This is a genomic window from Sediminimonas qiaohouensis DSM 21189 (assembly GCF_000423645.1).
Lineage (GTDB): Bacteria > Pseudomonadota > Alphaproteobacteria > Rhodobacterales > Rhodobacteraceae > Sediminimonas > Sediminimonas qiaohouensis.
Genome location: NZ_AUIJ01000001.1, coordinates 280097 through 306332 on the forward strand (window position 1 = coordinate 280097; position 26236 = coordinate 306332).

Below are 26236 nucleotides of genomic sequence, written 5' to 3' on the forward strand. Positions count from 1 at the left end.
GGTGAATTGGCCGCAGGCCAAGAGGGGCAGCGCCCCTTTCCCCGCCCCGTCACGGCAACAGCTCCACACCCGCCACCGTCACCACCTCGCGGCCCCGGATCAGTTCCGCCGCGCGCTCCAGGTCCGGCGCCATGTAGCGGTCCTCGCCCAGCGTCGGCACCGCCTCGCGCAGCCGCGCCAGCACCCGCCTGAGCGGCGCGCTGGTGCTCAGCGGCGCGCGAAACTCCACCCCCTGCGCCCCGGCCAGAAGCTCAACCCCAAGGATCGCCGACAGGTTCCGCACCATCCGGCCCAGGCGCACCGCGCCATGCGCGGCCATGCTCACGTGATCCTCCTGGTTGGCCGATGTGGGCGTGCTGTCGGTGCTGCACGGGTTGGCCAGGTGCTTGTTCTCGCTCATCAACGCGGCGCTGGTCACCTCGGCGATCATCATCCCCGAGTTCAGCCCCGGATCGGGCGTCAGGAACGGCGGCAGGTCATGGCTCAGCGCCGGATCGACCATCAGCGCCACGCGCCGCTGCGCGATCGCGCCCAGCTCCGCCACCGCCAGCGCGATCTGATCGGCGGCGAACGCCACCGGCTCGGCGTGGAAATTGCCCCCCGACACGATCCGCCCCTCGCCCTCAAGGACCAAGGGGTTGTCGGTCACCGCGTTCGCCTCGATCCATAGCGTCCGCGCCGCCCCGCGCAGCAGGTCCATGCACGCGCCCGCCACCTGCGGCTGACAGCGGATGCAATAGGGATCCTGCACCCGCGCGTCGCCCTCGCGGTGGCTCTCGCGGATCTCACTGCCCGCCATCAGCGCGCGCATCGCGTCGGCCATCTCGATCTGCCCGGCGTGGCCGCGCAGCGCGTGGATCTCCGGCAACAGCGGCGCCGTCGATCCCATGATCGCGTCCGTGGATAGCGACGCCGTCACCGCGCTGGCCTCAAGGCACTCCCACGCGCCGAACAATCCCGCCAACGCGCAGGCAGTGGAAAACTGCGTGCCATTGATCAGGGCCAGCCCCTCCTTCGGGCCCAGCACCACGGGCATCAGCCCTGCCTGCGACAGCGCCTCGGCGCCCGGCATCCGCGTGCCGGCGACCTCGGCCTCGCCCTCGCCGATCATCACCGCCGCCATATGCGCCAGCGGCGCCAAATCGCCCGACGCGCCCACCGACCCTTGCGCCGGGATCACCGGGGTTATGCCATGTGCCAGCATCGCCTCGATCAGTGCGATCAACTCCCACCGCACCCCCGACGCGCCGCGCGCCAGCGACGCCGCCTTCAGCGCCATCATCAGGCGCGCGGTATCGCGCTCCAGCGCCGCGCCCACGCCGCAGCAATGCGACAGGATCAGGTTGCGCTGCAACGCGGCGGTGTCTTCCGGCGCGATCTTGCGGCTGGCCAGCTTGCCAAAGCCGGTATTCACCCCGTAAACTGCGGCCTGCCCCCGCGCGGCGGCGTTCACCATACCGGCGGACTGCTCCACCCCCGCGCGCGCCGACGGGTCGATCTCGGGCACCGGCGTGCCGCGATAGACGGCGCGCATCGCCTCCAGCGTCATATTGCCCGGCTCGATCACCAGCTTGGTCACAGACATCCCGAAAATATCCTTCTGTTGAGGGGGTTGAACCCGATCCGATACGCCAGCTCCGCAGGCTCGGACACGTCCCACACTGCCAGATCGGCCCGGCACCCCGGCGCGATCCGCCCCTGGTCAGGCAGGTCCAGCGCCCGCGCCGCCACCCGCGTCACCCCCGCCAGCGCCTCGGCGGGCGTCATCCGAAACAGGGTGCAGCCCATATTCATCGCCAGCAATGGCGAGGCCAGCGGCGATGACCCCGGGTTGCAATCGGTCGCCAGCGCCATCTCGACGCCCGCCGCGCGGAACGCCTCAACAGGCGGCGCCTGCGTCTCGCGCAGGGTGTAGAACGCACCGGGCAGGATCACCGCCACCGTGCCCGCCGCCGCCATGGCGCGCACATCGTCCTGCGTGGCGTATTCCACGTGATCGGCCGACAACGCCCCATAGCGCGCCGCCAGCGCCGCACCGCCCATATGGCTCAACTGCTCGGCATGGAGCTTCACCGGCAGGCCCAATTCCGCCGCCGCGTCGAACACGCGCGCGATCTGGGCCGTGTCAAAGGCGATGGATTCGCAAAACCCGTCCACCGCATCGACCAGCCCCGCCGCGTGCGCCGCGCGCAGGCCTTTGATGCACACCTCGTCGATATAGGCATCCGCGCGTCCCTCGTATTCGGGCGGCAATGCATGCGCGGCCAGCCACGTCGTGCGGATATGCACCGGCCGCTCGGCGGCAATGCGGCGCGCCACGCGCAGCATCCGCATCTCGGCATCGATATCCAGGCCATAGCCCGATTTCACCTCGATCGCGCCGACGCCCTCGGCGATCATCGCGTCCACGCGCGTGAGCGCACCCGCCAGCAATTCCGCCTCGCTGGCCGCGCGCGTATCGCGCACCGTTGACACGATGCCGCCACCGGCGCGCGCCACCTCCTGGTAGCTGGCCCCCTCAAGGCGCATCTCGAACTCGCCCGCGCGGGTGCCGCCGAACACGATATGGCTGTGGCAATCGATAAGGGCCGGCGTCACAAGGCACCCGCCCATGGCGCGGGTTCGCTCCGCGCCGTCCGCCACGGGCGCATCGGCGCGCGAGCCGACCCACACGATACGCCCGTCCTCGACCAAGATCGCCGCGTCGCGGATCAGGCCATAGCCCCCCTCCATCGTCGCGGCATCCAGTTCCGTCAACAAAACCCGGCTCATGGCGATTGATTCCTGTTTCATCTGCGCTTATGGTATATATGTCTATACATATTAATCTCGAGTCAAGAATGAATCAGGTTCTCCACGCCGCGACCGCCCTGCTGCCCGACGGGTGGCACGCCGATGTCCGCATCGAGATCGGCGCCGACGGGCACATCATCGCCGTCACCCCCGGCGCGCCCGCCGAGGGGATGCGCATCGGCCCGGCCCTGCCCGCGCCCGCCAACCTGCACAGCCACGCGTTTCAGCGCGCCATGGCCGGCCTGAGCGAACGACGCGGCCCCGATCCAAGCGATAGCTTCTGGACCTGGCGCCGCCTGATGTTCCGCTTTCTCGATCAACTCACCCCCGACGACGTGCAGGCGATCGCCGCCTTCGTGCAGATGGAAATGCTGGAATCCGGCTTTGCCTCGGTGGCCGAGTTTCACTACCTCCACCACGCCCCCGGCGGCGCGGGCTATGATGACCCCGCCGAAATGGCCGGGCGCATCTGCGCCGCCGCCGCGCAAACCGGCATCGGCCTCACGCTGCTGCCCGTGCTCTACCAGGTTGGCGGGCGCGACGGCCGCGCGCTTGGCCCCGGGCAAGTGCGGTTCGGCAACGAGGTGGACGGCTTTGCGCGCCTGATGGCCGCCGCGCGCCCGGCGCTCGATGCGCTGCCGCGTGACGCGCGCATGGGCGTCGCCCCCCATAGCCTGCGCGCCGTCACCGATGACGGGCTGCACGCCGCTACCGCGATGGCCGGCATCGGCCCCATACACATGCACCTGGCCGAGCAAACCGCCGAGGTTGAGGAAGTCCAGGCCGCCGCCGGCGCGCGCCCGGTCGAGCACCTGTTCGCCCAAGTCCCCGTCGATGACCGCTGGTGCCTGATCCACTGCACCCAAATGGAGCCACACGAGCGCGACATGCTGGCCCGCTCCGGCGCAGTGGCCGGCCTGTGCCCGATCACCGAATCCAGCCTTGGCGACGGCATCTTCGACGGTGTCGCCTACACCGACGCGGGCGGGCGGTTCGGCATCGGATCAGACAGCAACATCCGCATCTCCCTGCCCGAGGAAATGCGCACGCTGGAATATTCCCAACGCCTGCGCGACCGTGGCCGCGCCATGCTGGCCAGCGCCGACCACTCCACCGGGCGGCGCATCTTCGACATCGCCGCCGCCGGCGGCGCGCAGGCCGCCGCGCGCGGCACCGGCACCATCGCGCCGGGGCAATGGGCCGATCTGCTGGCCCTGAATGCGGATGCGACCGACCTGATCGGGCGCAGCGGCGATACCCTGCTGGACACGTTCATGACCTGCGGCGATACGCGCATGATCGCGCATGTCTGGTCAGCCGGCCGCCACGTGGTAGAAGACGGCGCACACCCCCGCCGCGCGGCCATCACCCGCGCCTACCGCGACACGCTCACCCGCCTCAAGGATGCCCTATGAACCAGTCCCCTCAGACCGCGCATACCTGGCAAAGCATCCGGGCCGAGGTTTTGCGCCGCATCCGCGCGCGCGAATGGCCCCCCGGCAGCATGATCCCGAACGAGGCCGATCTCGCGATCGAGCTGGGCTGCGCCCGCGCCACAGTCAACCGCGCCCTGCGCGACCTGGCCGAGGCCGGCGTTCTGGACCGCCGCCGTCGCGCCGGCACCCGCGTCGCCGCCACCCCGGTGCGCCGCGCCGTCCTGCAGATCCCCGTGATCCGGGACGAGGTCGCTGCCCTGGGGCAGGCCTACGGCTATCGCCTGCTGTCGCGCAAGTTGGCCACGCCGCCGCCATCCGTCGCCGCCACCCTCGCCCTGCCCGAAGGCGGGGCCGCCCTGCACGTACGCGCCCTGCACCTGTCGGGCGCGCATCCCTTCGTGATCGAGGATCGCTGGATCACCCCCGCTGCGGCGCCCGGTATCCTCGATGCCGACCTGTCGCAGGTCTCGGCCAACGAATGGCTGGTGCGCAACGCCCCCTTCACCGGCGGCACCCTGTCCTTCGGCGCGGTCAGTGCCGATGACGGGTTGGCCGCGCTTCTGGGCTGCCTGCCGGGAACGGCGCTGCTGCGGCTCGACCGGACCACGTCGGACGGCACGCAGATCGTCACCGCCGCGGCGCTGACCTACCACGCCGGCTACCGGCTCCAGACGACGATCTGAGGCACCGTACGAATCGGACGGCTCAGGGCGCGAAACGTCCGTTTCGGGCAGTACGTCAATCGTCTACGAGGCGCGCGTTGAGGTAGGGAATAGCCGCGCATCGCCGGGCCGCCCCCAGGCACGGCGATACGGTTGAAACCTGCGCTACGCACAGATGTTTTTCGGACTTGGCAAACGTAAAATGCCCCGCACCAGCGTAGGATCGCCGCACCGCGGCCCAACAACGCGCGACTTCTCAACCTGTTGATATAACACATTTTCCAACCGACGCCGCCCTAAAGCTGCGCCAATACCTCGTCCGACGCCTCGAAATTGGTGGTCACGCGCTGCACGTCTTCGTCATCCTCCAGCGCATCCACCAGCTTCATCAACTTCTGCATCCCCTCGAGGTCCAGCTCGGTGGTCGTCGTCGGCCGCCAAACCAGCTTGGTCGATTCGGACTCGCCCAACTCCTGTTCCAACGCGGTCGCCACGTCGTTCAGGTCGGTATCGGCACACCATATGGTATGGCCGTCTTCGCTGCTTTCCACATCTTCTGCGCCCGCCTCGATCGCGGCCATCATCACGGTGTCGGCATCGCCCACGTCGGCGGGGTAGATCACCTCGCCCTTGCGCTCGAACATGAATTGCACCGATCCCGTCTCGCCCAGGTTCCCGCCGTTCTTGGAAAACGTCGATCGCACCGTGGACGCCGTGCGGTTGCGGTTGTCGGTCATCGCCTCGACTATCACCGCCACGCCGTTGGGCCCATAGCCCTCATAGCGGATTTCCTCGTAGTCCTCGGCATCGCCCGCTTGCGATTTTTTGATAGCCCTTTCAATGACATCCTTGGGAACGGACTGCGTCTTGGCTTCCTTGACGGCCATCCTCAGGCGTGGGTTCTTCTCGGGGTCCGGGTCGCCCATCTTGGCAGCGACGGTGATCTCCTTGGACAGTTTCGAGAACAGCTTGGAGCGCACCGCGTCCTGGCGATTCTTGCGATGCTGGATGTTGGCCCATTTCGAGTGCCCGGCCATGCGTGCCTCCGTTCTCAGTGTTTGGTGTTGCGCCTCTATACTCAGCCCCCCCTTTCGCCGCAAGGTGCTTGCCATTATCGCCCCTCTGCGCTTGGGTAATCCGCGAAAGGATCGCGCGCCATGACCACCGAGCAATTGATTCTATTCGCGATTTTCGTGACCGTCTTCGGCATGTTCGCCTGGGGGCGGGTGCGCTACGACATCGTGGCACTTGGCGCGCTCCTGCTTGGTGTCGTGCTGGGCGTCGTGCCCTCGGATCAGGCGTTTTCCGGCTTCGGCCATCCCGCCACGATCATCGTCGCGATGGTACTTATCGCCTCGGCGGGACTGACCCGTTCGGGGGCGGTTGGCCTGATCACCCGGCACGTGATTCGCTCGGATCGCGGGGTGACATCTCATATCGTGATACTTGGCGGAATCGGCGCCGCGCTGTCGGGATTTATCAACAATATCGCGGCGTTGGCCCTTTTGATGCCGGTGGATATCCAGACCGCCGCCAAGGCCAAGCGCGCCGCGGGCAGGACATTGATGCCATTGGCGTTCGCGACCATCCTGGGCGGCATGATCACGATGATCGGCACGCCGCCCAACATCATCGTCGCCTCGATCCGGCAGCAGGAACTGGGTGCGCCATTTGCCATGTTCGATTACACGCCCGTCGGGCTGGGCGTGGCGATCGCCGGCCTGATCTACGTTACGTTTCTGGGCTGGCGCCTGATCCCGCAGCGCGACGATGGCGTCGGCCAGGCCGAGGATCTGGCCGACTACGTGGCCGAACTAATGGTGCCCGAGGACAGCAAACTGATCGGCGAGCGTCTCGGGAGCCTCGATCCCGCCGCCGAAGACTCTGACGTGGCGATTCTATCGCTGTTTCGGGATGGTAAACGCCGCCGCGGCCCCTCGCGCAACGCCATCCTCAACGCCGGCGACACCCTCCTGATCGAAGCCTCCCCCTCCACCCTTGAGGAATTCCGCCGTGAAACCGGGCTGGCCTTTCCCAAAGGCCGCAGCGACAAGGCGCGCATCCCCACCGACGAGGGGCAGGTCCTGGTCGAGGCGGTCGCCCGCGAAGACAGCCGCATCACCGGGCGCACGGCGCAGACCATCGGCCTGGGCTGGCGGCAACAAACCATCCTGATGGGCATTTCGCGCCGGGGCCGCACCATTCGCGACCGCGCCCGCCGCACCACGATCGAGCCTGGCGATATCCTGTTGCTGCTCACCCCCGAGGACACTTCCGACCACGTGGTCGATTGGCTGGGCTGCCTGCCGCTGGCCGGCCGCGCCCACGCGATCACGGACGAGGGCAAGGCGCCGCTGGCGATGACCCTTTTCGCCGCCGCGATCCTGGCGGCCTCTTTCGGGCTGGCCTCCATGCCGGTGGCGCTTGGGTTGATGGTGGTGGCGTTCGTGGTGACGCGCATCCTGCCGACGAAAGAGCTCTATTCCCACGTGGATTGGCCGGTGATCGTGCTTCTGGGCTCGATGATCCCTCTGGGGCTGGCGCTGGACAGTACCGGCGGCACCCAGATCATCGCCTCGGGCCTGACGTTCGTGACCAGCGGCCTGCCGGCCTGGGTCAGCCTTCTGGTGCTGATGGTGGTGACGATGACCCTGTCGGACATCCTTAACAACAACGCCACGACGATCATCGCCGCCCCCGTCGGCATCCGCGTGGCCGAACAGTTGCAGGTTAACCCCGACCCGTACCTGATGGCGGTCGCGGTGGCGGCATCCTGCGCCTTTCTCACGCCGATCGGGCACCAGAACAATACCGTGATCCTTGGCCCCGGCGGCTACCGCTTCGGCGATTACTGGCGCATGGGGCTGCCGCTTGAGGCGCTGGTCGTGGTCGTGGCGATCCCGCTGATCCTGCTGGTCTGGCCGCTGTAGCGTTCGCCACCGGACACAACGTGCCCGGCGCGGCGGCGGGCTTGAGCGGACATCTCATATAGCGCCCTGCGCGGAATCAAGGCCGCAGCCCGGCCCGGCGCCTCACGGCGCCGATGGCTCCAGCCGCCCACCCTGCCGGATCATGCGCACATCGCGCGCCTTGCCGGTGGCGTCGTCGGTTTCCACCAGCAACCCCGATAGCGTCACCTCGCCCAAGGCGGGGGTGAACCGCGTCTTGCCCATCCCGGTGACGAAGCGGCGCATCGGCTCGGTCTTGTCCATGCCGATCACGCTCAGGTAATCGCCGCACATGCCGGTATCGGTCTGATAGGCCGCGCCGCCGGGCAGTATCTGCGCATCCGCCGTCGGCGAATGGGTGTGCGTGCCCACGACGACGCTGGCCCGCCCGTCGCAGAAATGGCCCATGGCCATTTTCTCGCTGGTGGCCTCGCAATGCACATCGACAATCGCCGCCTGCACCGAACCGCCAAGCGGATGCGTGCGCAGGACCGAATCGATGGCCGAGAACGGATCGTCGAACGCCCGCTTCATGAACACGTTGCCCAGCACATGCGCCACCAGCACCTTGCGCCCGCGCGCATCCTGAAACACCCGCGCGCCCCGCCCCGGCGCCGCCTTGGCAAAGTTGATCGGCCTGAGAAGGCGCGTGTCCCCCTCGACCGCCTGCAGCATGTCCTTTTGATCGAAACAGTGATCCCCCAACGTCAGGCAATCGGCGCCCGCCGCCAGCAGGGCACTGGCATGCGCCGCGTTGCACCCCATGCCACCCGTCGCGTTGTCGGCATTCACCACAACGAAATCCACTCGCCAATCTCTGCGCATGCGTGGCAGCGCCTCGGTCACCGCCTGCCGTCCGGCCCGGCCCATGACATCGCCCAAAAACAAAATTCTCATGTGTCTTGGCTATGCCGGATCGCGCGCCCCGGCAAGGGCGTTTGCCGCTTAGAACGTCACGACACCGGCTTCGGTCACGACCATGTCCAGCGGCTGATCGGTCGGCTCAAGCGGCAGATTGTCGGCCTCCTGCGCGCTGTAGGCGAACCCGATGGCTAATGTCTCGGGCCGGGTTGCGCGCAATTGCTCCAGCGTGCGGTCATAAAACCCCCCGCCATACCCAAGGCGCCCGCCAGCCCGGTCGAACGCAACCAGCGGCACGATCACCACCTCGGGCACGATCCAGTCATCGACAACCGGCACCTGCGCCCCGAACGGCCCCTCGCGCAGGGCACAGCCCGGCCACCACCGTGAGAACCGCAACGGCAGGCCCGGGCATTCGATCACCGGCACGCCAACCGGCCCGTGACGCGATGCCTTCGCCATCGCCGAAAGCGGGCTGATCTCGGTGCGGATCGGCATGTAACCGGCCAGGGGGCGCCCCCTATGCCGCGCCAGAACCTGCGCCAAATGCTCGCTCCGGTCCGCGCCAAGCGCGGCATGCGCCGCCTTGCGCCGGTCAAAGGCGGCGCGGCGCGCCTCGGCCTTGATGTCGTCGATCCCGGTCATAGCAGCACCGCCGCCGCCAGTCCCAGAAAGGCGAAGAAGCCCACGACATCGGTGATGGTCGTCACGAACGGCCCCGACGCCAGCGCCGGGTCGATCTTCATGCGGTCCAGCAACATGGGGATCACGATCCCACCAAGCGCGGCAGCGACCTGCGTGAGCAGCATCGCCAGCCCGATCACCGCCGCCAGCATCGGCACCCCGAACCACAGCCCCGCGACAAACGCCATCAAAAGTCCGAACGCCGCACCGTTCAGCGCCCCTACGGACAACTCTCGCCCCACCACGCGCATCGCGTTCTGCGCGGTCAAATCGCGCGTCGCAATAGCCCGCACGGCCACCGTCATCGTCTGCGTGCCCGCGTTTCCGCCCATCGACGCGACGATCGGCATCAGCACGGCCAGCGCGACCATCTGGTCGATCGTATCGGCGTACATGTTGATCACCATCGACGCCAGGATCGCGGTCAGCAGGTTCACGAACAGCCACACCGCGCGCCCCTTGGCCGCCTCGAATATGGTGTCCGACAGGCTCGATTCCTCGCTCACACCGGCAAGGCGCAAGATGTCTTCCTCGTGTTCCTCGTCCAGCACCGCCATGGCGTCGTCGATGGTGATGACCCCGACAAGGCGCTCGTCCTCGTCCACCACGGGCGCCGAAATCAGGTGGTACTGGTTGAAGGCATAGGCCACGTCGCCTTCGTCCTGTGTCGCCGGGATGATCTGGAACACGTCCTCGACGATCTCGGTCAGCTTCACCTCGCGGCTAGATCGCATGATCTTGCCCAAGGTCACATTGCCCACCGGGTGCATCCGCGGATTGACCAGAACCATGTGATAGAACTGATCCGGCAGATCGTCCGAGCCACGCAGGTAATCTATGGCATCGCCAACCGTCCAATGCTCGGGCGCGGCGACGACCTCGCGCTGCATCAGGCGGCCGGCCGAGTATTCGGGGTAAGACAGCGCCTGCTGCACGGCAACGCGATCGGCATCCTCAAGCGCGTCCAGAATGGCACCGTGACGCGGCTCGTCCAGATCCTCCAGCAGGTCAACGACATCGTCGCTTTCCAGGTCGCGCACCGCATCGGCCAGCACATCGGGCGACAACTGCGCGATCACCTCTTCGCGGATGCTCTCGTCAAGCTCCGACAGGATGTCTCCATCGAACTCCAGGCCATAAAGCCGGATCAGATCGGCGCGATCGGCGCTGCTGATTTGTTCCAGAAGGTCGGCGATGTCGGCCGGGTGCAGCGGCTCCATCAACTCGGTCAATTGCGCGGCGTCGCCCGCCTCGACCGCGTCGCGAATTGCCTGAACCGCGCGCCGGTCCAGCCTGTAAGAGCCCTCCTCGGCCACCTCTGGCGCCTCGGTCTGCATGTCGTCGTCGTCGTGATCATCCAGCATGTCAGACCCTCCTGCCATCCGCGTCCCGTCATAGCGGATGATCGTAACAGGAAACAATGCCAAGCAGCGATTTACCTTGCCCCGACCCCGGACTACAACGGTGCGTCGGAAAGGACACACACATGCCCGAACAAACCCTTCTTCTCGGTCAGACCCTGACCTTTGACGCAGATCCTTTTGCCGCAGGCCCGGCCGCTGCCCGCCACGACGGCCACGGCGGTGTGCTCATTGAGGGGGGGCACATCACCGCCACCGGCCCCGGCAGCGATTTGCGCCGCGCCTACCCCGGCGCACAGGTTGTCGATTACGGCGATGGCGTGATCACCGCGGGGTTTGTCGACGCCCACGTGCACTACCCGCAGACGGCGATCATCGCCAGTTGGGGCAAGCGGCTGATCGACTGGCTGAACACCTACACCTTCCCCGAAGAAACCCGTTTCAATGACCCCGCCTATGCGGCCCGCATCGCGGCGCGCTACCTGGACCTGACCGCATCGCATGGCACCACCACGCTATGCAGCTACTGCACCATCCACCCCGCCAGCGTGGACGCCCTGTTCACCGAGGCAAGAGCCCGCGGGCAGCGCGTGATCGCGGGCAAGACCTGCATGGACCGAAACGCGCCCGACGGGCTGCGCGACAGCGCGCAATCGGCCTATGACGATAGCAAGGCATTGCTGGAGAAATGGCACGGGGTTGACCGGCTTTCCTACGCGATCACGCCGCGCTTTTCGCCGACATCGACGCCTGGTCAACTCTCGGCGCTTGGCGCGCTTTGGGCCGAATACCCCGACTGCCTGATGCAAACCCACCTGTCCGAGCAGACGGATGAAATCGCGTGGGTCAAATCCCTCTACCCCGAAGCGCGCGATTACCTCGACACCTACGAGGCGCATGGCCTGCTGGGCGCCCGCGGCCTTTATGGGCACGCCATTCACCTTGAGCCGCGCGAGCGGGCGCGATTGGCCGAGGTCGGTGCGGCGCTGATTCATTGCCCGACATCGAACACCTTCATCGGATCGGGCCTTTTCGACATGGCCGCCCGCGTGGCCGAGGGACTGCGCGTGGGGCTGGCCACCGACACCGGCGGCGGCTCGAACTTCTCGATGCTTCGCACCATGGCGGCGGCCTACGAGATCGGGCAGTTGACCGGCACGGCCCTGCACCCGGCGCAACTGCTGTGGCTGGCGACCGCAGGATCGGCTGCAACGCTTCACATGCAAGACCGGATCGGCACCCTCGCGCCGGGTATGGAGGCCGACATTGCCGTCATTGACCTGGCCTCGACCCCCGCCATCGCGCAGCGCGCCGAACGGGCAGGTGACCTGTGGGAGGCACTTTTCCCCACCATCATGATGGGCGATGACCGGGCCATTCGCGCCACATGGGTGGGCGGCACGCTGGCGCATCAACGGTAGGCATCACTTGCGCGCGGGCGATTGCGCGGCGATCCGGGCGCGCAGATCCTCCACCAACTCGGCGTGCGGCTTGTCAACTGCTATCGCCAGACGCCGCAGGCCGAAATGCACCTGCGCCATTTCCTGGTAGTAGGAGGTAAAGGCATAATTGACCGTCGCCCCCGCGACCGCGCCCAGCACCGGAACCGTTTGCGCCGCCAGCTTTTGACCAAGCACGGTCGCCAGACGCGGCGCCACCCGCGCGATCAGGGTCTGCACCGTAGCCCCGCGCAACGCCAGCCGCGTGGACAGGAACGCCAGGTCGGCCCCATCGTCGCGCGCGGTCAGCGGCCCGGCGGCGCCAAACACCTCAAGGCAATCGAAACGCACGCTTTCGGCGCCGGGGTCAAAGCCGTTTCCGGCGGCAACATCCTGTATCGCGCGCAGCAGCAGCGTCGTCGTCACCGGCAGCTCGACCATCGCGCCGGGCAATCCACCGGCGCCACCAAACCCGCCAAGCGCCGTCGCCAGCGCGGTCTTGGCCCAGGCGGGCTGATCACCGACCCAACCGCGGCTGGAATGCGCGGCACCCATGGCCTGTTCCAACGCGCGGCTTGTCAGGCCGTTCAACCCGCCGCGCAGATCGTCCGGCAACCGCTCAAGCAGGGTCTCGGCCTGCGTGCCAAGCTGTGTCAGCAAACGCATCGCCGCCCCGTCCGCGCCGCGATAGCGCCGCGCCAATGCGGCCAGTTCGGCCTCCAGGTCGGGCGCCGCGCTCGGCGCCGGGGGCAGGATTTCGGTCATTGTATCTCGGTCATCGTCCGTTCATCCGGGTCATGACTGACAGCTTTGGCATCCGCCCGCCGCTGTCAAGGCTCGGCGCGGGTGACGGCGCCACGCACCCCGTCCCATCCGCCGGGAACCAGCGCCCGGCCCAGCACCCGGTCGGGATTGGTCGGCGGGGGCATTTCAACCCCCTCAAGGCGGTCAAACCCAAAGCGGCCATAATAGGGCGCATCGCCCACCAGCATCGCGCGCTGCCACCCGGCATCGGCGGCCCGGTGCAAACTGTCCCGGATCAGCCACGCACCCAGCCCCTCGCCCTGACGGGTGGGATGCACGGCCACCGGCCCCAGCAACAGCGCAGGCGCGCCCCCCACCTGCACCGGCCAATACCGGATCGCACCGCCCAACACACCGTCACCGTCGCGCGCCACAAGGCACAAGCCCGCCACCGGCGCGACGCCATCGCGTAGCCGGTACGACGACAACGCCTCGCGCCCCGGTGCGAAACACAGGTCGAACAACGCTTCGACCTCCCACCAATCGGCCTCGGTTTCCTCTTGCAGCTGCAGCACCAGCGACACGCCTTTGCAAAATTCGGGTGGCACCGCGCCTAGCACGCACTGCAAGCGCGGGCAACGCGAACCGCTACCCCCGCCCCGATCGCAAATCACGGCACAGCGCCGAAGAATTCGCCGCGGCGAGGCTGGTTTTTCACGCGCACGCAGGCTAGATGCGCCGCAAAGGAGTACGCGCATGTTCTATCAGCCCAAGGATGGCCACGGCCTTCCGCATAATCCGTTCAACGCCATCGTCACGCCGCGCCCGATCGGCTGGATCTCGAGCAGGGGCGCGGACGGGCACGACAACCTGGCGCCCTATTCGTTCTTCAACGCGGTCGCCTACACCCCGCCGCAGGTGATGTTTGCCTCGACCGGGATCAAACCCGATCGCGACGGCACCAAGGATTCCGTCGCCAATATCCGCGAAACAGGCGTCTTTTGCTGCAACATCGTCGGCTACGAGATGCGCCACCAGATGAACGCCTCCTCGGCCTCCCTGCCCGGCGACGTTGACGAGTTCGCCCATGCCGGCCTTGAAAAGATCGCCTGCGAAACGATCCCCTGCGCCCGCGTCGCGGGAACGCCGGCGGCCCTGGAATGCCGGATGACGCAGATCGTGCAGATCGAAGGCGAAAGCAACTTCGTCGTATTCGGCGAGGTGACGGGCGTGCACATGCGCGACGATTGCCTGCGCGATGGCCTGTTCGACATCACCCGCTATCGCCCCCTGTCGCGGCTGGGATACCGCGATTACACGGTGATCGACCACCTGTTCACCCTGTCGCGCCCCGACGATTGACGCCGCACCGGGCCAAGGGGCTTGTGTGTGCGCGCGCTTTGGCCGACAAACCGGGTAGGGTTCAAAGGAATTGCGGAGAAGACAGCATGGGCACCTCTATCGGGGTCATCGGCGGCTCGGGCCTTTACGAAATCGAAGGCCTGGAAGGCGCCGAATGGGTAACCGTCAGCAGTCCATGGGGCGCGCCATCCGACCAGGTCCTGACCGGACGGATGAACGGCGTGGACATGGCCTTTCTGCCGCGTCACGGACGCGGGCATGTGCATTCCCCCTCGACCGTGCCCTATCGCGCCAATATTGACGTGCTCAAACGCCTGGGCGTGACCGACGTCGTCAGCATCAGCGCCTGCGGCTCGTTCCGCGAAAACATGGCGCCGGGCGAGTTCGTGATCATCGATCAGTTCATCGACCGAACCACCGTGCGCGAAAGCAGCTTCTTCGGCACCGGCTGCGTCGGCCATGTCAGCATGGCGCACCCCACCTGCAAGCGTCTGTCGGCGGCCTGCCTTGAGGCCGCGCGCGACGCCGGGATCGCCGTGCACGAGTCGGGCACATACCTTGCCATGGAGGGGCCGCAATTCTCGACCCTGGCCGAGTCGCGCATGTACCGCGAGGTTTGGGGCGCCGATGTGATCGGCATGACCGGCATGCCCGAGGCCAAGCTCGCCCGCGAGGCCGAGCTTTGCTATGCCTCCGTCGCCATGATCACCGACTACGATAGCTGGCACCCCGATCACGGCGAGGTGGACATCAGCCAGATCATCGCAACGCTTACGGGCAACGCCGACAAGGGGCGCGCCTTGGTGTCGCGTCTGCCCGCCATTCTGGGCGAGGCGCGCGATCCCTGCCCGCATGGCTGCGACCGGGCGCTGGAGTTTGCGCTGCTGACAGCGCCCGATGCGCGGGACCCCGAATTGGTGAGCAAACTTGACGCGGTCGCCGGCCGCATCTTGTGATCCGCTATCCGCTCGTCGCGGGGCATCACGATCACACAATCCCGCGCGATCGGGGCCGCGCCCCACTGGACTTGAGCCAAGCGGCGCGGCATCACCATTGCATGACCGAATTCATCGCGCGCATCACTGATCAGGCTTGGCGCTCCGCCATGGGCCGCCGGTTCGAAGCCTTCACCGAGGAGGCTTTCCACGTCATCCGCTGGAGCCTCATGGTCGGGCTGGCGCGGTATCTGTCACTCCATGCGCCCGGCTGGCAGTTCACGCTGATCCACTGGACACTGTCGGCGCTGCTGTTCGGCTACATCGCCTCGCGGCTCCTGCTGCGCCCCGAGATCGCGATCTTCAAGAAAACGGATACGCGCTGGCGCAAGCTGCTTCAATCGGCGTTCAACTTCATCGTTTGCGTCGGCGCGTTCCTTGTCCTGATGTGGGGGATCAACGCCCTTGCGCATGGCGTGGCGCAATACCGCTTCGGCGCCATGGGGCAATAACTTGCAGCCTCGCGCGCTCTGGCTTATGCGAAGCGTTACCGCGCAGGTTTGTGAAAGAGGGCCAGGATGAGCAGCAAAACCGTTCGCGACTACATTCGCACAATCGTCGATTTCCCGCACGAAGGGATCATGTTTCGCGACGTGACCACCCTCTTTGCCGATCCGCGCGGGTTTCGCATGGCGGTTGACCAGATGCTGCACCCCTATGCCGGACTACGCATCGACAAGGTCGTCGGCCTTGAGGCGCGCGGCTTCATCCTCGGCGGCGCGGTCGCGCACCAGTTGGGCACCGGGTTCGTCCCGATCCGCAAGAAAGGCAAGCTGCCCGGCGCCGTCATAAGCGAGGACTATACGCTCGAATACGGCGACGCGGTGATCGAGGTGCACGACGACGCCATCGCACCGGGCGAAACCGTGCTGGTCGTCGATGACCTGCTGGCCACCGGCGGCACCGCGCAGGCCGGCATCCGCCTGATCGAGCGGTTGGGCGGCGAGATCGTCGGCTGCGCCTTCATCATCGACCTGCCCGACCTGGGCGGGCGCGGCAAGCTCGAAGCCATGGGCATGGACGTGCACACCCTCTGCGCGTTCGAAGGGGACTAGGCGCCGCTCCCCCCCGCCCGCTGCAAAACCGCGCCGGGGTTCATGATGCCGCGCGGGTCCAGGGCCGCTTTCAGATCACGCATCAGCGACAGCTTGACGGGATCGCCATACCGCTCCAGATCGCCCACCTTCAGGCGCCCGATGCCGTGCTCAGCGCTGACCGATCCGCCCATCTGATGCACCAGGTCGTGTACCGTGCGTTTGATCTCGTCTCGCTCGGACACGTGATCCGCGCGGCTGCGCCCCGGCGCGGGAAACACGTTGTAATGCAGGTTGCCATCGCCCAGATGCCCGAAACAGTTGATGCGAAACGCGCCAAGCGCCGCGATCGCCGGCGCACCCTTTGTTATGAACTCGGGGATCGCGCCCAGGGGCAGCGAGATGTCGTGGCTTGAAACCGCGCCTATACGCCGGTTCGCCTCGGGGATCTGCTCGCGCAGCTCCCAGAAATCATGACGCTGCGCCTCGCTCTGCGCGATCAGCCCGTCATCGACAAGGCCAGCCTCCAGCGCCTCGGCGAACAAGGTCTCAAGCGCGCCCGCCGGGTCCAGACCGCGCGCGAGCCCCACGTCGATCAGCACCGTCCATTCCGGGGGTTCGGCAAACGGCTGGCGGATATCGGGCAACGCCTCGGCCAGGAAATCAAGACCCTGCCGATGCATCAACTCGAACGCTGTGATGCCCTCGGCCATATGCGCCTTGGCCATGCTCAAAAGGCGCAGCGCCGCCTCGGGTCCCGCGACCACCATCAGGGCGGTGCCCTCGCCCGCTGGCCGCGGGAATAACTTCAGACTGGCCGCCGTTATCACGCCCAAACTGCCCTCGGACCCGATATAAATATCGCGCAAATCATACCCGGTGTTGTCCTTGCGCAGCCGCGACAGCCCGTTCCAGATGCGCCCGTCGGGCAATACCACCTCCAGCCCCAGACACAGATCCCGCGCATTGCCATAGCGCAGCACGTTCACCCCGCCCGCGTTGGTGGCCAGGGTGCCACCGATCCGCGCCGATCCCTTGGCGGCAATGCTCAGGGGGAACAGGCGCTCCCGCGCGGCGGCGGCATCGTGGACATCCGACAGGATCGCGCCCGCCTCGACCTCCATCACGTTTTCCTCGGGCCAGAGCCCGCGCACCGCCTGCATCCGCTCCAGCGACAGCAACAGCGGCACCGGCCCATCGGGCGAGACCTGCCCGCCGACAAGGCCGGTGCCGCCGCCATAAGGCACCACCGGGACCTGCGCCGCATAGGCATGACGCAGCACGGTCGACACCTCCTCGGCCGAGGCAGGCGCCGCGACGATCCCCGCCTGCCCGGACCACCGCGCGCGCGGCTCTTCCAGGTAATGTGCTGCCACCTCGCGCAGCGCCGCCGCCGGCAGCTCTGCGCCAAGTGCCTCGATGAAGGCCGGGGTAACAGATTTCAAAGACATGCATAGCACTTATCACGCCAGCACCGCGCGTCCAGTGGCATCACTGCGCACGCGCTATCGCAGATACCTCGGGCGCAGCACATGAATTGTCGGCCGCGCCGGCAGATCGCGCAGCGACAGGGTCAGGGTGTCTTTGCCCTCGCTCCGCACGTCATAATCATCGCTCATCCCGTCCAGAAACGCCCTGAGCGTGCCATCCCCGAACCAATGCATCGGGATCACCACCGACGAGCGTAGCCGCCGCAGAACCGCCATCATGCTGACAAGGTCCAGCGTCATACCCCCATCCACCGGCGCCATCACCACGTCAAGCCGGCCAAGCGCGGCGAATTGGGCCTCATCGGGCACGTGGTGCAAATGCCCCAGATGCCCGACGCACAGGCCGGCCACCTCGAACACGAAGATGGAATTGCCGTATTTCTCCACACCTCCGCCGAAACTTCGGATATCGGTCGGCACGTTGCGGATCAGCATATCGTCGATCTCCAGATGGTGATCGGCCGCCTCGCCGGGCATATCCGACCACCCCTTCAGAACATGCTTGATCGCCGGGTCGGGATGGGCGGTGAAATGCGTGGAATGGGCATGGTTCATCGTGACGGCATCGGGGATGAAATCCACGTTGCCGATGAACCCGGTGAAATCCGTCACCACCGAGGCGCCCGCCGGGCTCTGGATCAGGAACGACGCATGCGCCAGGTACCGGATGCGCACCGATTGATCCGGCACTGGGCTGCGAAAGCTGGCCTTGTGGACATAGGACACCCCCGGCGCGGCATCCGCGATGGCGATGCAATGGCTCGGCCGGCGCTCTTGCGCGACCGCCGCCCCCGCCAGGAAAACGAAACACAGGACAAGACGGATCATGCGCGCACCTCCCTTTACCTGCAAAGGATAGCACGGCCCCCGAAAATATCAGCCCCGAAAGGTCTCAGCCCGCCCCGGTGCGCCCGCGCCGATCAGGCCGCAGCGCCGCATAAAGCACATGCGTGCGCCATCGCCCGTCGATTTGCAGGTAGCTTTGCGCAACGCCCTCGTACTTGAATCCGCACCGCTCCAGCACCCCGCGCGAGGCGACGTTTTCAGGCAGGCAAGCCGCCTCGACCCGGCTCAGGTCAAGCCGGTGAAAGGCGTGGTGCACGACCGCCTCGATCGCCTCGCGCATGTAGCCCTGCCGCGCGTAGGGCTGCCCGATCCAGTAACCCAGAGTGCCCGCCTGCGCCGGGCCGCGCCGGATATTGTCCAGCGTGATCGCCCCGATCAACGTGCTGTCGCTGCGACGGATCAGGAACAGCGGCATCGCCGTACCCGCCGCCACAGACCGGCTGGCCCAGTAGACCCGGTTGGAAAACGCCTTGCGCGTGAGGTGATCACTGGCCCAGCTCGGCTCCCACGGGGTCAGGAAATCGGCGCTGTCGCGGCGCAGGGTGCTCCACGCGAGGAAATCGGAATGCACCGGGGTGCGCAGGGTCATGCGCTCGGTCTCGATGCGCATCTTCCTCCGCATCCGCAGCATCAGGCCGCGCGCCGATCTTGCAGCGCCTGTTGCCCCGGCGCGCCGCTTACGGGGCCATAAAGCGCCAGCGCGGTCCGCGCCTCGGCCACCATGTGCCCTGCCATCTCGCGCACGTCGCGCACGCCCACGGCGTCGATCTCGGCGACGACCTCTTCGGGCGGCGGGATGCGCCCCTTGATCTGCAGCATCCGCGCCAGCCGCTCGGCCCGGTTCGACGGGCTTTCCAGCCCCATCAACAGCCCCGCCTTGAGCTGCGCGCGCGCGCGCGCCAGCTCAGCCTCGCTCATGTCATCGGCGGCGCGCTTCATCTCGTCCAGGGTCAAGCCCACCAACTCTCCGATCTGATCGCCGGAGGTGCCGGCATAAATCGTCATCATGCCGGTGTCGGAAAACGCGCCCGCCTGCGCGAAAATGGTATAGCACAGCCCGCGCCGCTCGCGGATTTCCTGGAACAGGCGGCTGGACATGCCGCCCCCCAGGGCCGCTGCATACACCTGCGCCGTGTGAATGGCCGGGTCGGTGATCTTCGGCCCCTCGAACGCCAGCGCGAAATGCGCCTGCTCAAGCTGCTTTTCCACCCGCAGATCGCCCCCCTCAAAGGTTGCCGTCTCCAGCGGCGGAACGGCGGCGGGTTTCATTGCGCCGAACATGTCCTCGGCCAGGCGGACCAACTCATCGTGATCAACGGCGCCCGCGGCCGAAAGGATCATGTTGCCGGGGCTGTAGTGGCGGCTCACGAACCCGTCCAGATCCGCGCGCCCGAACCTGCGCACCGCCTCGGAGGGGCCAAGGATCGGACGGCCAAGCGCCTGCCCGGGATAGGCGCGCTCTTGCAACCAGTCAAAGATGATATCGTCGGGCGTGTCGGCGGCCTGCCCGATTTCCTGCAAGATAACGCCGCGCTCCAGCTCGATCTCGCGCGCGTCGAACACGGAATTAAGCACGATATCCCCGATCACATCCAGCGCCAGCGGCACATCCGCCCCCAGCACCCGCGCGTAATAGGCCGTCGCCTCGCGCGAGGTATAGGCGTTCATGTAGCCGCCGACATCCTCGATCGCCTCGGCGATCTGCACCGCGCTGCGCCGCGCCGTACCCTTGAACGCCATGTGCTCAAGGAAATGCGCGACGCCGTTTTCCTCGGCCCGCTCGTGCCGCCCGCCCGACAGCACCCAAACGCCGATGGCCGCGGATTCAAGCGCGGGCATCCGTTCGGTCACGACACGGAATCCGTTCGACAGGGTATCTATTCTGACAGTCACTTCGCGATACGCTCCCGGATCAGGGTCTCAATAGCAGGCAGGTCGTTGTCAACGCGGCTGATCCGCTCGGGTAGATCGAACAGATCGGCCATGCGCGGCGGCAGTTCGGGGCGCTGGCCCATGGCCTCTTCGACCGCGTCGGGGAACTTGGCGGGATGCGCCGTCGCCAGCGTGATCATCGGCGTCGCCTGATCGCGCAGGCGCGTCGCCACGTCCACCGCCACGGCAGAATGCGGGCACAGAACCTCGCCCGTCTGGGCATAAGTCCGACCAATCGCCCGGCGCGTTTCGTCCTCCGATGTGCGGGCGCTATCGAACACCTCGCGCAGCGCCTGCAGCGCCCCCTGGCTCACCGTGAAACCACCCTCTTTCAACGCATCCATGCTCTGCGCCACCGCCGCGCCATCTTGCCCATAGGCATAAAACAGCGCCCGCTCGAAATTCGAGCTGACCTGGATATCCATCGACGGGCTGATCGACGGGATCACGCCATCGGGCCGGTACTCGCCCGTGCCAAGGCAGCGGTGCAAGATGTCGTTCTGGTTCGTCGCCACCACCAACCGATCAATCGGTAGCGCCATCGACCGAGCGATGTAGCCCGCGAAGACATCGCCGAAATTGCCTGTCGGCACGGTAAAGCTGACCTTTCGGTGCGGCGCGCCCAGGCTGACGGCCGAGGTGAAGTAGTAAACCACCTGCGCCAAAACCCGGGCCCAGTTGATGCTGTTGACCCCGGCAAGGCGCACCTCGTCGCGAAAGGCGAAATCGTTGAACATGTCCTTCACGCGCGCCTGCGCATCGTCAAAATGCCCGTCGATAGCCAGGGCGTGCACGTTGTTTTCCGAGGGCGTGGTCATCTGGCGGCGCTGCACCTCGCTGACGCGGCCATGCGGGTAAAGGATGAACACGTCAACCGCATCCAGCCCGCGAAAAGCCTCGATCGCCGCCGATCCGGTATCGCCGCTGGTGGCGCCGACGATGGTCACGCGCTGCCCCGACCGTTTCAGCGCGGCCTCGAACAGCTGACCGATCAGTTGCATCGCGAAGTCTTTGAAGGCCAGCGTCGGCCCGTGGAACAGCTCCAGCAGGAAGTGGTTGCTGTCCAGTTGCACCAAAGGTGCGCGCGCCGCGTGGCCGAACCCGGCATAGGCCCGCGCGATGATGTCTTGCAGCTCCGCATCGGTAAAAGCGTCCCCGATGAACGGGCGCATGATGCGATAGGCGGCTTCCTCGTACCCCAGCCCGGAAAGGGCGGCGATATCGTCCTTTGACCATTGCGGCAGGGTCTCAGGCAGGTACAGGCCACCATCGCGCGCCAGCCCGGTCAGCATGGCCTCTTCAAAGTTCAGAACCGGCGCCTTGCCTCGGGTCGAGATATATTTCACGTTGCCTTGCCTTTCGTGGGTTGTCTGCTGCGCCACATGAACGCCGCCGTCATGACCAGCCATATCACCGCCAACGAGAACCACGTAATCGCGTATCCCAGGTGGTCATTTGGAATGGCCGATGTATTCACCGGCAGCGGCTCGACCCCGTCCACCGCCGGGATGATCCGGCGCGCGACGATTAAAACCGGCTCGGCCTCAAGGTGCGCGGCCATAGCCGGCACGTCGCGGGCGAACCAGATATTGGCGCCCGTGTCCGGGTCTGGGGTGTAGCTGTCCACTTCCTGCGGCCAGTGAAGGTTACCCTCAACCGTGATCCGCGCGCCGTCATATGCGCCCTCAACCTCGTCGGTCGGGACAAACCCCAGATCGGCCATGATACGCCGATCATCCGACAGGCGCAGCGGCGCAATGATGCGGTACCCGGCGCCGATTTCCTTGCGGCTGACCAGCACCCGCAGCGCGCCGGGCTGCAATACGCCGGTGGCCTCGACGGGGGCGTAGCGGTCGCTTTGCGGATCGGGGTTGGCGGGCAGCGCCACTGGATCGGCCGCGATGCGCGCCTCGATATCGGCGAGGATGCCCTCTTTCCACGCCAATCGCTGCACCTGCCAAACGCCCAGCCCCACCAGCACGGCCGCACCGGCAAGACCAAAGATCAACGGGATCAGAAAGCGCATCACGCAAGGGCCCTTTCAACGTGGAAGGCGCGCGAAAATCGCGCGCCTTGCCTTGTTACGTCTTGACCAGTTTTTTTCAACCGCAAACAAGCCGCATCAGGGCGCTGCCCGCTGCAGATCGGTCAGCCGCCCCAGATATAGACCGCGGCGAACAGGAACAGCCACACAACGTCGACGAAGTGCCAGTACCACGCAGCCGCCTCGAACCCGACATGCCGCTCGGGGGTGAAATGCCCGCGTTGCGCCCGAATCAAGCAGACCAGCAGGAAAATCGTCCCGATGATGACGTGCGCCCCGTGGAACCCCGTCGCCATGAAGAAGTTCGCGCCATAAATGTTGCCGGCAAACCCAAAGGCCGCGTGGCTGTATTCATATGCCTGAAACGCAGTGAACAGCACACCCAGCACGATCGCCAACGCCAGACCCGCCTTCATGTCCTTGCGGTTGTTCTCATGCACCAGCGCATGGTGCGCCCAGGTCGCCGCCGCACCCGAGCACAGCAGGATCAGCGTGTTGATAAGCGGCAGGTGCCACGGATCGAACGTCTCGATCCCCGCCGGCGGCCATTGCCCGTCCTTGATCGGGCTGAGCGGCCCCATGGGATAGAGCGCATGCTTGAAAAAGCTCCAGAACCACGCCGCGAAGAACATGATCTCGGACATGATGAACAGGATGAAGCCATAGCGCAGACCGATCCGCACCACCGGCGTATGATCGCCCTCATTCGCCTCGGCGATGACATCCGACCACCAGCCGAACATGACGTAAAGCACCCCGGCAAAGCCGATCAGGAACATCCACGGCATGCCCTCGCGCATGAACAGGACCGCCCCGAAGAGCATGATAAAACCGGCCACCGCGCCCAACAGGGGCCAGATGGAGGGGTTCAGGATGTGGTAGTCGTGGTTTTTTTCGTGCGCCATTGCGTCATTTCCCTCGTTGGAAGGTCTTTAGTTGAGGTTCGTCTTGCCGTCCTGCGCCAAGGCCGCCTGGGCCTCTTCGGGCAGGTCAATCTCGTAGAATGTATAAGACAGGGTGATCTGGTGAACATATTGCCCTTCGCGGTCGTCCACGATCTCGGGATCGACATAGAAGGTGACCGGCATTTCCACACGTTCGCCGGGCTGTAGAACCTGCTCGGTGAAACAAAAGCAGTCGATCTTGGTAAAGAACCCGCCCGCCTCGTATGGGGTGACGTTGTAGGCGGCCTGCCCAGCGATCGGGTGGTCCGTCGGGTTATACGCCTCGTAGAACGCCAGCCCGGTTTCCCCGATGCGGACCTCCATCTCGCGCTGCATGGGCTTGAACTCCCACGGCATGCCGCGCTCCTTGGAGCCGTCGAAGCGCACCTTGATCGTCTCGTCCAGGATCCTGTCCGAGCCCGCCTCGGCCACGCCGGTCACGCCTCCGAACCCGGTCACGCGGCAGAACCAGTCGTAAAACGGCACCGATGCCCAGGCCAGTCCCCCCATCAGCACAACAACCCCGACCAGTTGCACCACGGTTTTTTGCTGCTTATCCATTGCCATCTGCGCTCGCTCCCACTTCTTCGGAACTCGGCATTTGCATGTCTCCGCGCGTCACCTTGACCACTGTCAGGCCAAAGACCAGGACGATGAACCCCGCCAGCACCAGGCCGACGCCGATATTCCGGCCGCTCCGGCGCTTGTGCAGCTCATGTTCCTCCCGAAAACTCATCACCATCCCCCAAGCCCTAGCGGCGCCAGTGCCGCCTCGGCCAGTATCGCGCCGAAATGCGCGAACAGATACAGTAGCGACAGCGCGAAGAACCGCTTTTCGACGCGGTATTTGTCCGCCTGCGCCTGCGCCTCGTCCCGGCGCCAGATGTCGAACGCGCCTTTCAGGAACAGCGCGTTCAGCACCACCGCCACGCTCAGGTAGATCGGCCCGCCGATCGCGGTGAACGCCGTTCCCACGGCAACGGGAGCCAGCAGAATGGTGTATGCCAGCACATGGCGCCGCGTCACGCGGCGGCCGTGCGTCACCGTCAGCATCGGCACACCGGCATTCTCGTAGTCCGAATTCATGAACAGGCACAGCGCCCAGAAATGCGGCGGCGTCCACATGAAGATCAGCGCGAACATCAGCACCGATTCAAGGCTGACACCGCCGGTGGCCACGGCCCATCCGATCATCGGCGGGAACGCCCCCGCCGCGCCGCCGATCACTATGTTCTGCGGCGTCCACCGCTTGAGCCACATCGTATAGACGACCGCGTAGAAAAAGATCGTGAAGGCCAGCAGCCCCGCCGCAACGAAATTCGATGCCAGCGCCAGCATCACCACCGCCATCCCCGACAACGCCGCGCCGATGGCCAGCGCCTCTTGCGCGGTGACAAGGCCGGCGGGAACGGGGCGCTGCGCCGTGCGCTTCATCACCGCATCGATATCCGCGTCCCACCACATGTTCAGGGCGCCGGACGCGCCCGCCCCCACGGCAATGAACAGCACGGACGCCAGCGCAACAACCGGATGCACGGCCACCGGCGCCGCCAACAACCCGACCGCCGCCGTGAACACGACAAGCGACATGACACGCGGCTTGAGCAGGGCGACATAATCGCCGAACCCGGCCTCTCCGGTCTGTGCCTGGGTATTGAAACTGGTATCGCTCATCTGTGTCTCCGCGGCCGGCTCACGTAGGTGTGCACCGGCCAGATCTGCTCATGACGCGCGTTGCGCGGGCGGCGGCTCACTCGGCCGAGGCCACCTCGACATCGCGCGGCGTGCCGGCGTATTCCTCGATCGCACCGTCAAGCCATTTGTCATACTCTTCCTGGCTGACAACCTTGACCGTGATCGGCATGTAGGCGTGATCCTTGCCGCACAACTGCGAGCATTGCCCGAAATAGACGCCTTCCTTCTCGGGTTTGAACCAAAGCTGCGCCAGGCGTCCGGGAACGGCATCCTGTTTCACGCCGAACGCGGGGATCGTCCAGCTATGGATCACGTCCGCGCCGGTGACCCGCATCACGACGGTCTTGCCAACCGGCACCACCACCGCGGTATCGGTCGCCAGCAGGTACTCATCCGGGTTGTAGCCATGCTCGGCCAGCGCGTCCTTACCCAGCATGAAGCTTTCGAACCCGAAATCGTGATCGGTATACTCGTAGCCCCAGAACCACTGATACCCGGTCACCTTGATGTTGATGTCACCCTCCGGGAATTCCTGCTGCTTGAACAGCACCGGCAGGCTGAAGGCGCCGATGAACACCAGGATCACGATCGGAACGATGGTCCACGCAACCTCGAGCGGCGAATTGTGCGTGAAGCTGGCCGGCGACGGGTTGGCGCGCTTGTTGTAGCGCATGATCGCGTACAGCAGCAATGCGCAGACAAACAGCGTGATCACGGCGATGATCACCAGGATCATCCCATCCAGCCACTGAAGGTCACGCGCAAGTTCCGTGGCGGCGGGCTGAAACCCCATCCCGCCCTGCTTGGGCTCACCAATGATCTGCAAGTTGTCCTGCGCAAAGACAGGACCGGCAATAAAGGCCGCCAAAGTGGCCACGAGGCTGAAGATAGGTCGCATTGTTCACCCTGATTAGGTTGAGGCGTTTCCGGTTCATATCATAGTCGGCACCGCTTTTGCGGAAATCC

General features: G+C 66.0%; 27 protein-coding genes. 8 read left to right on the forward strand and 19 right to left on the reverse strand.

Annotation, left to right across the window (positions count from 1 at the left end; all coding sequences use genetic code 11):
• Nucleotides 1–49 precede the first annotated feature (49 nt).
• Nucleotides 50–1585 carry a histidine ammonia-lyase gene (hutH, locus tag G568_RS0101330; protein ID WP_211222227.1) on the reverse strand — a complete coding sequence of 512 codons (1536 nt, stop codon included), beginning with the start codon at nucleotides 1583–1585 and terminating at the stop codon, nucleotides 50–52.
• On the reverse strand, nucleotides 1576–2733 hold the full coding sequence (hutI, locus tag G568_RS0101335) for an imidazolonepropionase (protein WP_245582860.1): 1158 nt from the start codon (nucleotides 2731–2733) through the stop codon (nucleotides 1576–1578). The genes hutH and hutI overlap by 10 nt, the downstream gene beginning before the upstream one ends.
• Before the next feature lie 107 nt (nucleotides 2734–2840).
• On the opposite strand from hutI, the gene G568_RS0101340 reads away from it, so the two are divergent.
• Together G568_RS0101340 and G568_RS0101345 are read left to right on the forward strand one after the other, a co-directional pair.
• On the forward strand, nucleotides 2841–4208 hold the full coding sequence (locus G568_RS0101340; RefSeq protein WP_026756354.1) for a formimidoylglutamate deiminase: 1368 nt from the start codon (nucleotides 2841–2843) through the stop codon (nucleotides 4206–4208).
• Nucleotides 4205–4912: a histidine utilization transcriptional repressor HutC gene (locus tag G568_RS0101345; protein WP_026756355.1), complete on the forward strand. Its 708-nt coding sequence runs from the start codon at nucleotides 4205–4207 to the stop codon at nucleotides 4910–4912. Before G568_RS0101340 ends, G568_RS0101345 begins: the two co-directional genes overlap by 4 nt.
• Before the next feature lie 275 nt (nucleotides 4913–5187).
• Here the strand turns inward: G568_RS0101345 and G568_RS0101350 are convergent, their stop codons facing one another.
• Nucleotides 5188–5928 (reverse strand): YebC/PmpR family DNA-binding transcriptional regulator, encoded by a 741-nt coding sequence (locus G568_RS0101350; RefSeq protein ID WP_026756356.1) that lies wholly within the window; start codon nucleotides 5926–5928, stop codon nucleotides 5188–5190.
• Between the two features lie 120 nt (nucleotides 5929–6048).
• Between G568_RS0101350 and G568_RS0101355 the strand changes: the two genes are divergently transcribed.
• Nucleotides 6049–7821 carry an SLC13 family permease gene (locus tag G568_RS0101355; RefSeq protein WP_026756357.1) on the forward strand — a complete coding sequence of 591 codons (1773 nt, stop codon included), beginning with the start codon at nucleotides 6049–6051 and terminating at the stop codon, nucleotides 7819–7821.
• Nucleotides 7822–7923: 102 nt separating this feature from the next.
• Here G568_RS0101355 and G568_RS0101360 read toward each other — a convergent pair whose 3' ends face one another.
• Genes G568_RS0101360 through mgtE form a run of 3 tightly spaced genes read right to left on the reverse strand, consistent with a single transcriptional unit; the run spans nucleotide 7924 to nucleotide 10748 of the window.
• Nucleotides 7924–8736 (reverse strand): TIGR00282 family metallophosphoesterase, encoded by an 813-nt coding sequence (locus tag G568_RS0101360; RefSeq protein WP_026756358.1) that lies wholly within the window; start codon nucleotides 8734–8736, stop codon nucleotides 7924–7926.
• 48 nt (nucleotides 8737–8784) lie between these two features.
• Nucleotides 8785–9345, reverse strand: a complete 561-nt coding sequence (locus tag G568_RS0101365; protein ID WP_026756359.1) for a 5-formyltetrahydrofolate cyclo-ligase — start codon at nucleotides 9343–9345, stop codon at nucleotides 8785–8787.
• The gene (gene mgtE / locus G568_RS0101370; protein WP_084627299.1) at nucleotides 9342–10748 is read right to left on the reverse strand and encodes a magnesium transporter; all 1407 of its coding nucleotides are present in this window, start codon (nucleotides 10746–10748) and stop codon (nucleotides 9342–9344) included. Before mgtE ends, G568_RS0101365 begins: the two co-directional genes overlap by 4 nt.
• Nucleotides 10749–10870: 122 nt before the next feature.
• Between mgtE and guaD the strand changes: the two genes are divergently transcribed.
• Complete coding sequence (gene guaD / locus G568_RS0101375) at nucleotides 10871–12166, forward strand: guanine deaminase (RefSeq protein WP_026756361.1); 1296 nt, start codon at nucleotides 10871–10873, stop codon at nucleotides 12164–12166.
• A gap of 3 nt (nucleotides 12167–12169) precedes the next feature.
• On the opposite strand, the gene G568_RS0101380 is transcribed toward guaD, so the two are convergent.
• Both G568_RS0101380 and G568_RS0101385 read right to left on the reverse strand, forming a co-directional pair.
• Nucleotides 12170–12949 (reverse strand): EcsC family protein, encoded by a 780-nt coding sequence (locus tag G568_RS0101380; protein ID WP_026756362.1) that lies wholly within the window; start codon nucleotides 12947–12949, stop codon nucleotides 12170–12172.
• A 65-nt stretch (nucleotides 12950–13014) separates the two neighbouring features.
• Nucleotides 13015–13503 (reverse strand): GNAT family N-acetyltransferase, encoded by a 489-nt coding sequence (locus G568_RS0101385; RefSeq protein WP_037373506.1) that lies wholly within the window; start codon nucleotides 13501–13503, stop codon nucleotides 13015–13017.
• A gap of 181 nt (nucleotides 13504–13684) precedes the next feature.
• On the opposite strand from G568_RS0101385, the gene G568_RS0101390 reads away from it, so the two are divergent.
• From G568_RS0101390 to G568_RS0101405, 4 genes are all read left to right on the forward strand, one after another.
• Nucleotides 13685–14290, forward strand: a complete 606-nt coding sequence (locus tag G568_RS0101390) for a flavin reductase family protein (RefSeq protein WP_026756364.1) — start codon at nucleotides 13685–13687, stop codon at nucleotides 14288–14290.
• Nucleotides 14291–14376: 86 nt separating this feature from the next.
• Complete coding sequence (locus tag G568_RS0101395; RefSeq protein WP_026756365.1) at nucleotides 14377–15246, forward strand: S-methyl-5'-thioadenosine phosphorylase; 870 nt, start codon at nucleotides 14377–14379, stop codon at nucleotides 15244–15246.
• Between the two features lie 101 nt (nucleotides 15247–15347).
• The gene (locus G568_RS0101400) at nucleotides 15348–15737 is read left to right on the forward strand and encodes a hypothetical protein (protein ID WP_157084225.1); all 390 of its coding nucleotides are present in this window, start codon (nucleotides 15348–15350) and stop codon (nucleotides 15735–15737) included.
• A 66-nt stretch (nucleotides 15738–15803) separates the two neighbouring features.
• Complete coding sequence (locus G568_RS0101405) at nucleotides 15804–16340, forward strand: adenine phosphoribosyltransferase (protein WP_026756367.1); 537 nt, start codon at nucleotides 15804–15806, stop codon at nucleotides 16338–16340.
• Here G568_RS0101405 and G568_RS0101410 read toward each other — a convergent pair.
• The 11 genes from G568_RS0101410 to coxB all read right to left on the reverse strand — a co-directional run bounded on the left by G568_RS0101410 (nucleotide 16337) and on the right by coxB (nucleotide 26168).
• On the reverse strand, nucleotides 16337–17770 hold the full coding sequence (locus G568_RS0101410) for an FAD-binding oxidoreductase (RefSeq protein WP_026756368.1): 1434 nt from the start codon (nucleotides 17768–17770) through the stop codon (nucleotides 16337–16339). The two genes, G568_RS0101405 and G568_RS0101410, sit on opposite strands and share 4 nt — an antisense overlap.
• 54 nt (nucleotides 17771–17824) lie before the next feature.
• Nucleotides 17825–18637, reverse strand: coding sequence for an MBL fold metallo-hydrolase (locus G568_RS0101415; RefSeq protein WP_026756369.1), 813 nt, complete (start codon nucleotides 18635–18637; stop codon nucleotides 17825–17827).
• Between the two features lie 64 nt (nucleotides 18638–18701).
• The gene (locus G568_RS0101420) at nucleotides 18702–19286 is read right to left on the reverse strand and encodes a GNAT family N-acetyltransferase (RefSeq protein ID WP_026756370.1); all 585 of its coding nucleotides are present in this window, start codon (nucleotides 19284–19286) and stop codon (nucleotides 18702–18704) included.
• On the reverse strand, nucleotides 19286–20548 hold the full coding sequence (locus G568_RS0101425) for a M16 family metallopeptidase (protein WP_026756371.1): 1263 nt from the start codon (nucleotides 20546–20548) through the stop codon (nucleotides 19286–19288). Before G568_RS0101425 ends, G568_RS0101420 begins: the two co-directional genes overlap by 1 nt.
• Nucleotides 20545–21933, reverse strand: coding sequence for a threonine synthase (gene thrC, locus G568_RS0101430; protein WP_026756372.1), 1389 nt, complete (start codon nucleotides 21931–21933; stop codon nucleotides 20545–20547). Before thrC ends, G568_RS0101425 begins: the two co-directional genes overlap by 4 nt.
• Nucleotides 21930–22613, reverse strand: a complete 684-nt coding sequence (locus tag G568_RS0101435; RefSeq protein WP_026756373.1) for an SURF1 family protein — start codon at nucleotides 22611–22613, stop codon at nucleotides 21930–21932. The genes thrC and G568_RS0101435 overlap by 4 nt, the downstream gene beginning before the upstream one ends.
• Nucleotides 22614–22735: 122 nt before the next feature.
• On the reverse strand, nucleotides 22736–23536 hold the full coding sequence (locus G568_RS0101440; protein WP_026756374.1) for a cytochrome c oxidase subunit 3: 801 nt from the start codon (nucleotides 23534–23536) through the stop codon (nucleotides 22736–22738).
• A 27-nt stretch (nucleotides 23537–23563) separates the two neighbouring features.
• The gene (locus G568_RS0101445; RefSeq protein ID WP_026756375.1) at nucleotides 23564–24142 is read right to left on the reverse strand and encodes a cytochrome c oxidase assembly protein; all 579 of its coding nucleotides are present in this window, start codon (nucleotides 24140–24142) and stop codon (nucleotides 23564–23566) included.
• Complete coding sequence (locus tag G568_RS0101450; RefSeq protein WP_026756376.1) at nucleotides 24129–24311, reverse strand: hypothetical protein; 183 nt, start codon at nucleotides 24309–24311, stop codon at nucleotides 24129–24131. The genes G568_RS0101445 and G568_RS0101450 overlap by 14 nt, the downstream gene beginning before the upstream one ends.
• Nucleotides 24311–25249, reverse strand: a complete 939-nt coding sequence (gene cyoE / locus G568_RS0101455) for a heme o synthase (RefSeq protein WP_026756377.1) — start codon at nucleotides 25247–25249, stop codon at nucleotides 24311–24313. Before cyoE ends, G568_RS0101450 begins: the two co-directional genes overlap by 1 nt.
• A gap of 76 nt (nucleotides 25250–25325) precedes the next feature.
• Nucleotides 25326–26168, reverse strand: coding sequence for a cytochrome c oxidase subunit II (gene coxB / locus G568_RS0101460; protein WP_051202565.1), 843 nt, complete (start codon nucleotides 26166–26168; stop codon nucleotides 25326–25328).
• Nucleotides 26169–26236: the final 68 nt, after the last annotated feature.

Excerpts from the sequence above, each read along its gene's own strand:
- hutH (WP_211222227.1), bottom strand. The coding sequence starts at position 1,585 with ATGTCTGTGACCAAGCTGGTGATCGAGCCGGGCAATATGACGCTGGAG.
- hutI (WP_245582860.1), bottom strand. The coding sequence starts at position 2,733 with ATGGAGGGGGGCTATGGCCTGATCCGCGACGCGGCGATCTTGGTCGAG.
- G568_RS0101340 (WP_026756354.1), top strand. The coding sequence starts at position 2,841 with ATGAATCAGGTTCTCCACGCCGCGACCGCCCTGCTGCCCGACGGGTGG.
- G568_RS0101345 (WP_026756355.1), top strand. The coding sequence starts at position 4,205 with ATGAACCAGTCCCCTCAGACCGCGCATACCTGGCAAAGCATCCGGGCC.
- G568_RS0101350 (WP_026756356.1), bottom strand. The coding sequence starts at position 5,928 with ATGGCCGGGCACTCGAAATGGGCCAACATCCAGCATCGCAAGAATCGC.
- G568_RS0101355 (WP_026756357.1), top strand. The coding sequence starts at position 6,049 with ATGACCACCGAGCAATTGATTCTATTCGCGATTTTCGTGACCGTCTTC.
- G568_RS0101360 (WP_026756358.1), bottom strand. The coding sequence starts at position 8,736 with ATGAGAATTTTGTTTTTGGGCGATGTCATGGGCCGGGCCGGACGGCAG.
- G568_RS0101365 (WP_026756359.1), bottom strand. The coding sequence starts at position 9,345 with ATGACCGGGATCGACGACATCAAGGCCGAGGCGCGCCGCGCCGCCTTT.
- mgtE (WP_084627299.1), bottom strand. The coding sequence starts at position 10,748 with ATGCTGGATGATCACGACGACGACGACATGCAGACCGAGGCGCCAGAG.
- guaD (WP_026756361.1), top strand. The coding sequence starts at position 10,871 with ATGCCCGAACAAACCCTTCTTCTCGGTCAGACCCTGACCTTTGACGCA.
- G568_RS0101380 (WP_026756362.1), bottom strand. The coding sequence starts at position 12,949 with ATGACCGAAATCCTGCCCCCGGCGCCGAGCGCGGCGCCCGACCTGGAG.
- G568_RS0101390 (WP_026756364.1), top strand. The coding sequence starts at position 13,685 with ATGTTCTATCAGCCCAAGGATGGCCACGGCCTTCCGCATAATCCGTTC.
- G568_RS0101395 (WP_026756365.1), top strand. The coding sequence starts at position 14,377 with ATGGGCACCTCTATCGGGGTCATCGGCGGCTCGGGCCTTTACGAAATC.
- G568_RS0101400 (WP_157084225.1), top strand. The coding sequence starts at position 15,348 with ATGACCGAATTCATCGCGCGCATCACTGATCAGGCTTGGCGCTCCGCC.
- G568_RS0101405 (WP_026756367.1), top strand. The coding sequence starts at position 15,804 with ATGAGCAGCAAAACCGTTCGCGACTACATTCGCACAATCGTCGATTTC.
- G568_RS0101410 (WP_026756368.1), bottom strand. The coding sequence starts at position 17,770 with ATGTCTTTGAAATCTGTTACCCCGGCCTTCATCGAGGCACTTGGCGCA.
- G568_RS0101415 (WP_026756369.1), bottom strand. The coding sequence starts at position 18,637 with ATGATCCGTCTTGTCCTGTGTTTCGTTTTCCTGGCGGGGGCGGCGGTC.
- G568_RS0101420 (WP_026756370.1), bottom strand. The coding sequence starts at position 19,286 with ATGCTGCGGATGCGGAGGAAGATGCGCATCGAGACCGAGCGCATGACC.
- G568_RS0101435 (WP_026756373.1), bottom strand. The coding sequence starts at position 22,613 with ATGCGCTTTCTGATCCCGTTGATCTTTGGTCTTGCCGGTGCGGCCGTG.
- G568_RS0101440 (WP_026756374.1), bottom strand. The coding sequence starts at position 23,536 with ATGGCGCACGAAAAAAACCACGACTACCACATCCTGAACCCCTCCATC.
- G568_RS0101445 (WP_026756375.1), bottom strand. The coding sequence starts at position 24,142 with ATGGCAATGGATAAGCAGCAAAAAACCGTGGTGCAACTGGTCGGGGTT.
- G568_RS0101450 (WP_026756376.1), bottom strand. The coding sequence starts at position 24,311 with ATGAGTTTTCGGGAGGAACATGAGCTGCACAAGCGCCGGAGCGGCCGG.
- cyoE (WP_026756377.1), bottom strand. The coding sequence starts at position 25,249 with ATGAGCGATACCAGTTTCAATACCCAGGCACAGACCGGAGAGGCCGGG.
- coxB (WP_051202565.1), bottom strand. The coding sequence starts at position 26,168 with ATGCGACCTATCTTCAGCCTCGTGGCCACTTTGGCGGCCTTTATTGCC.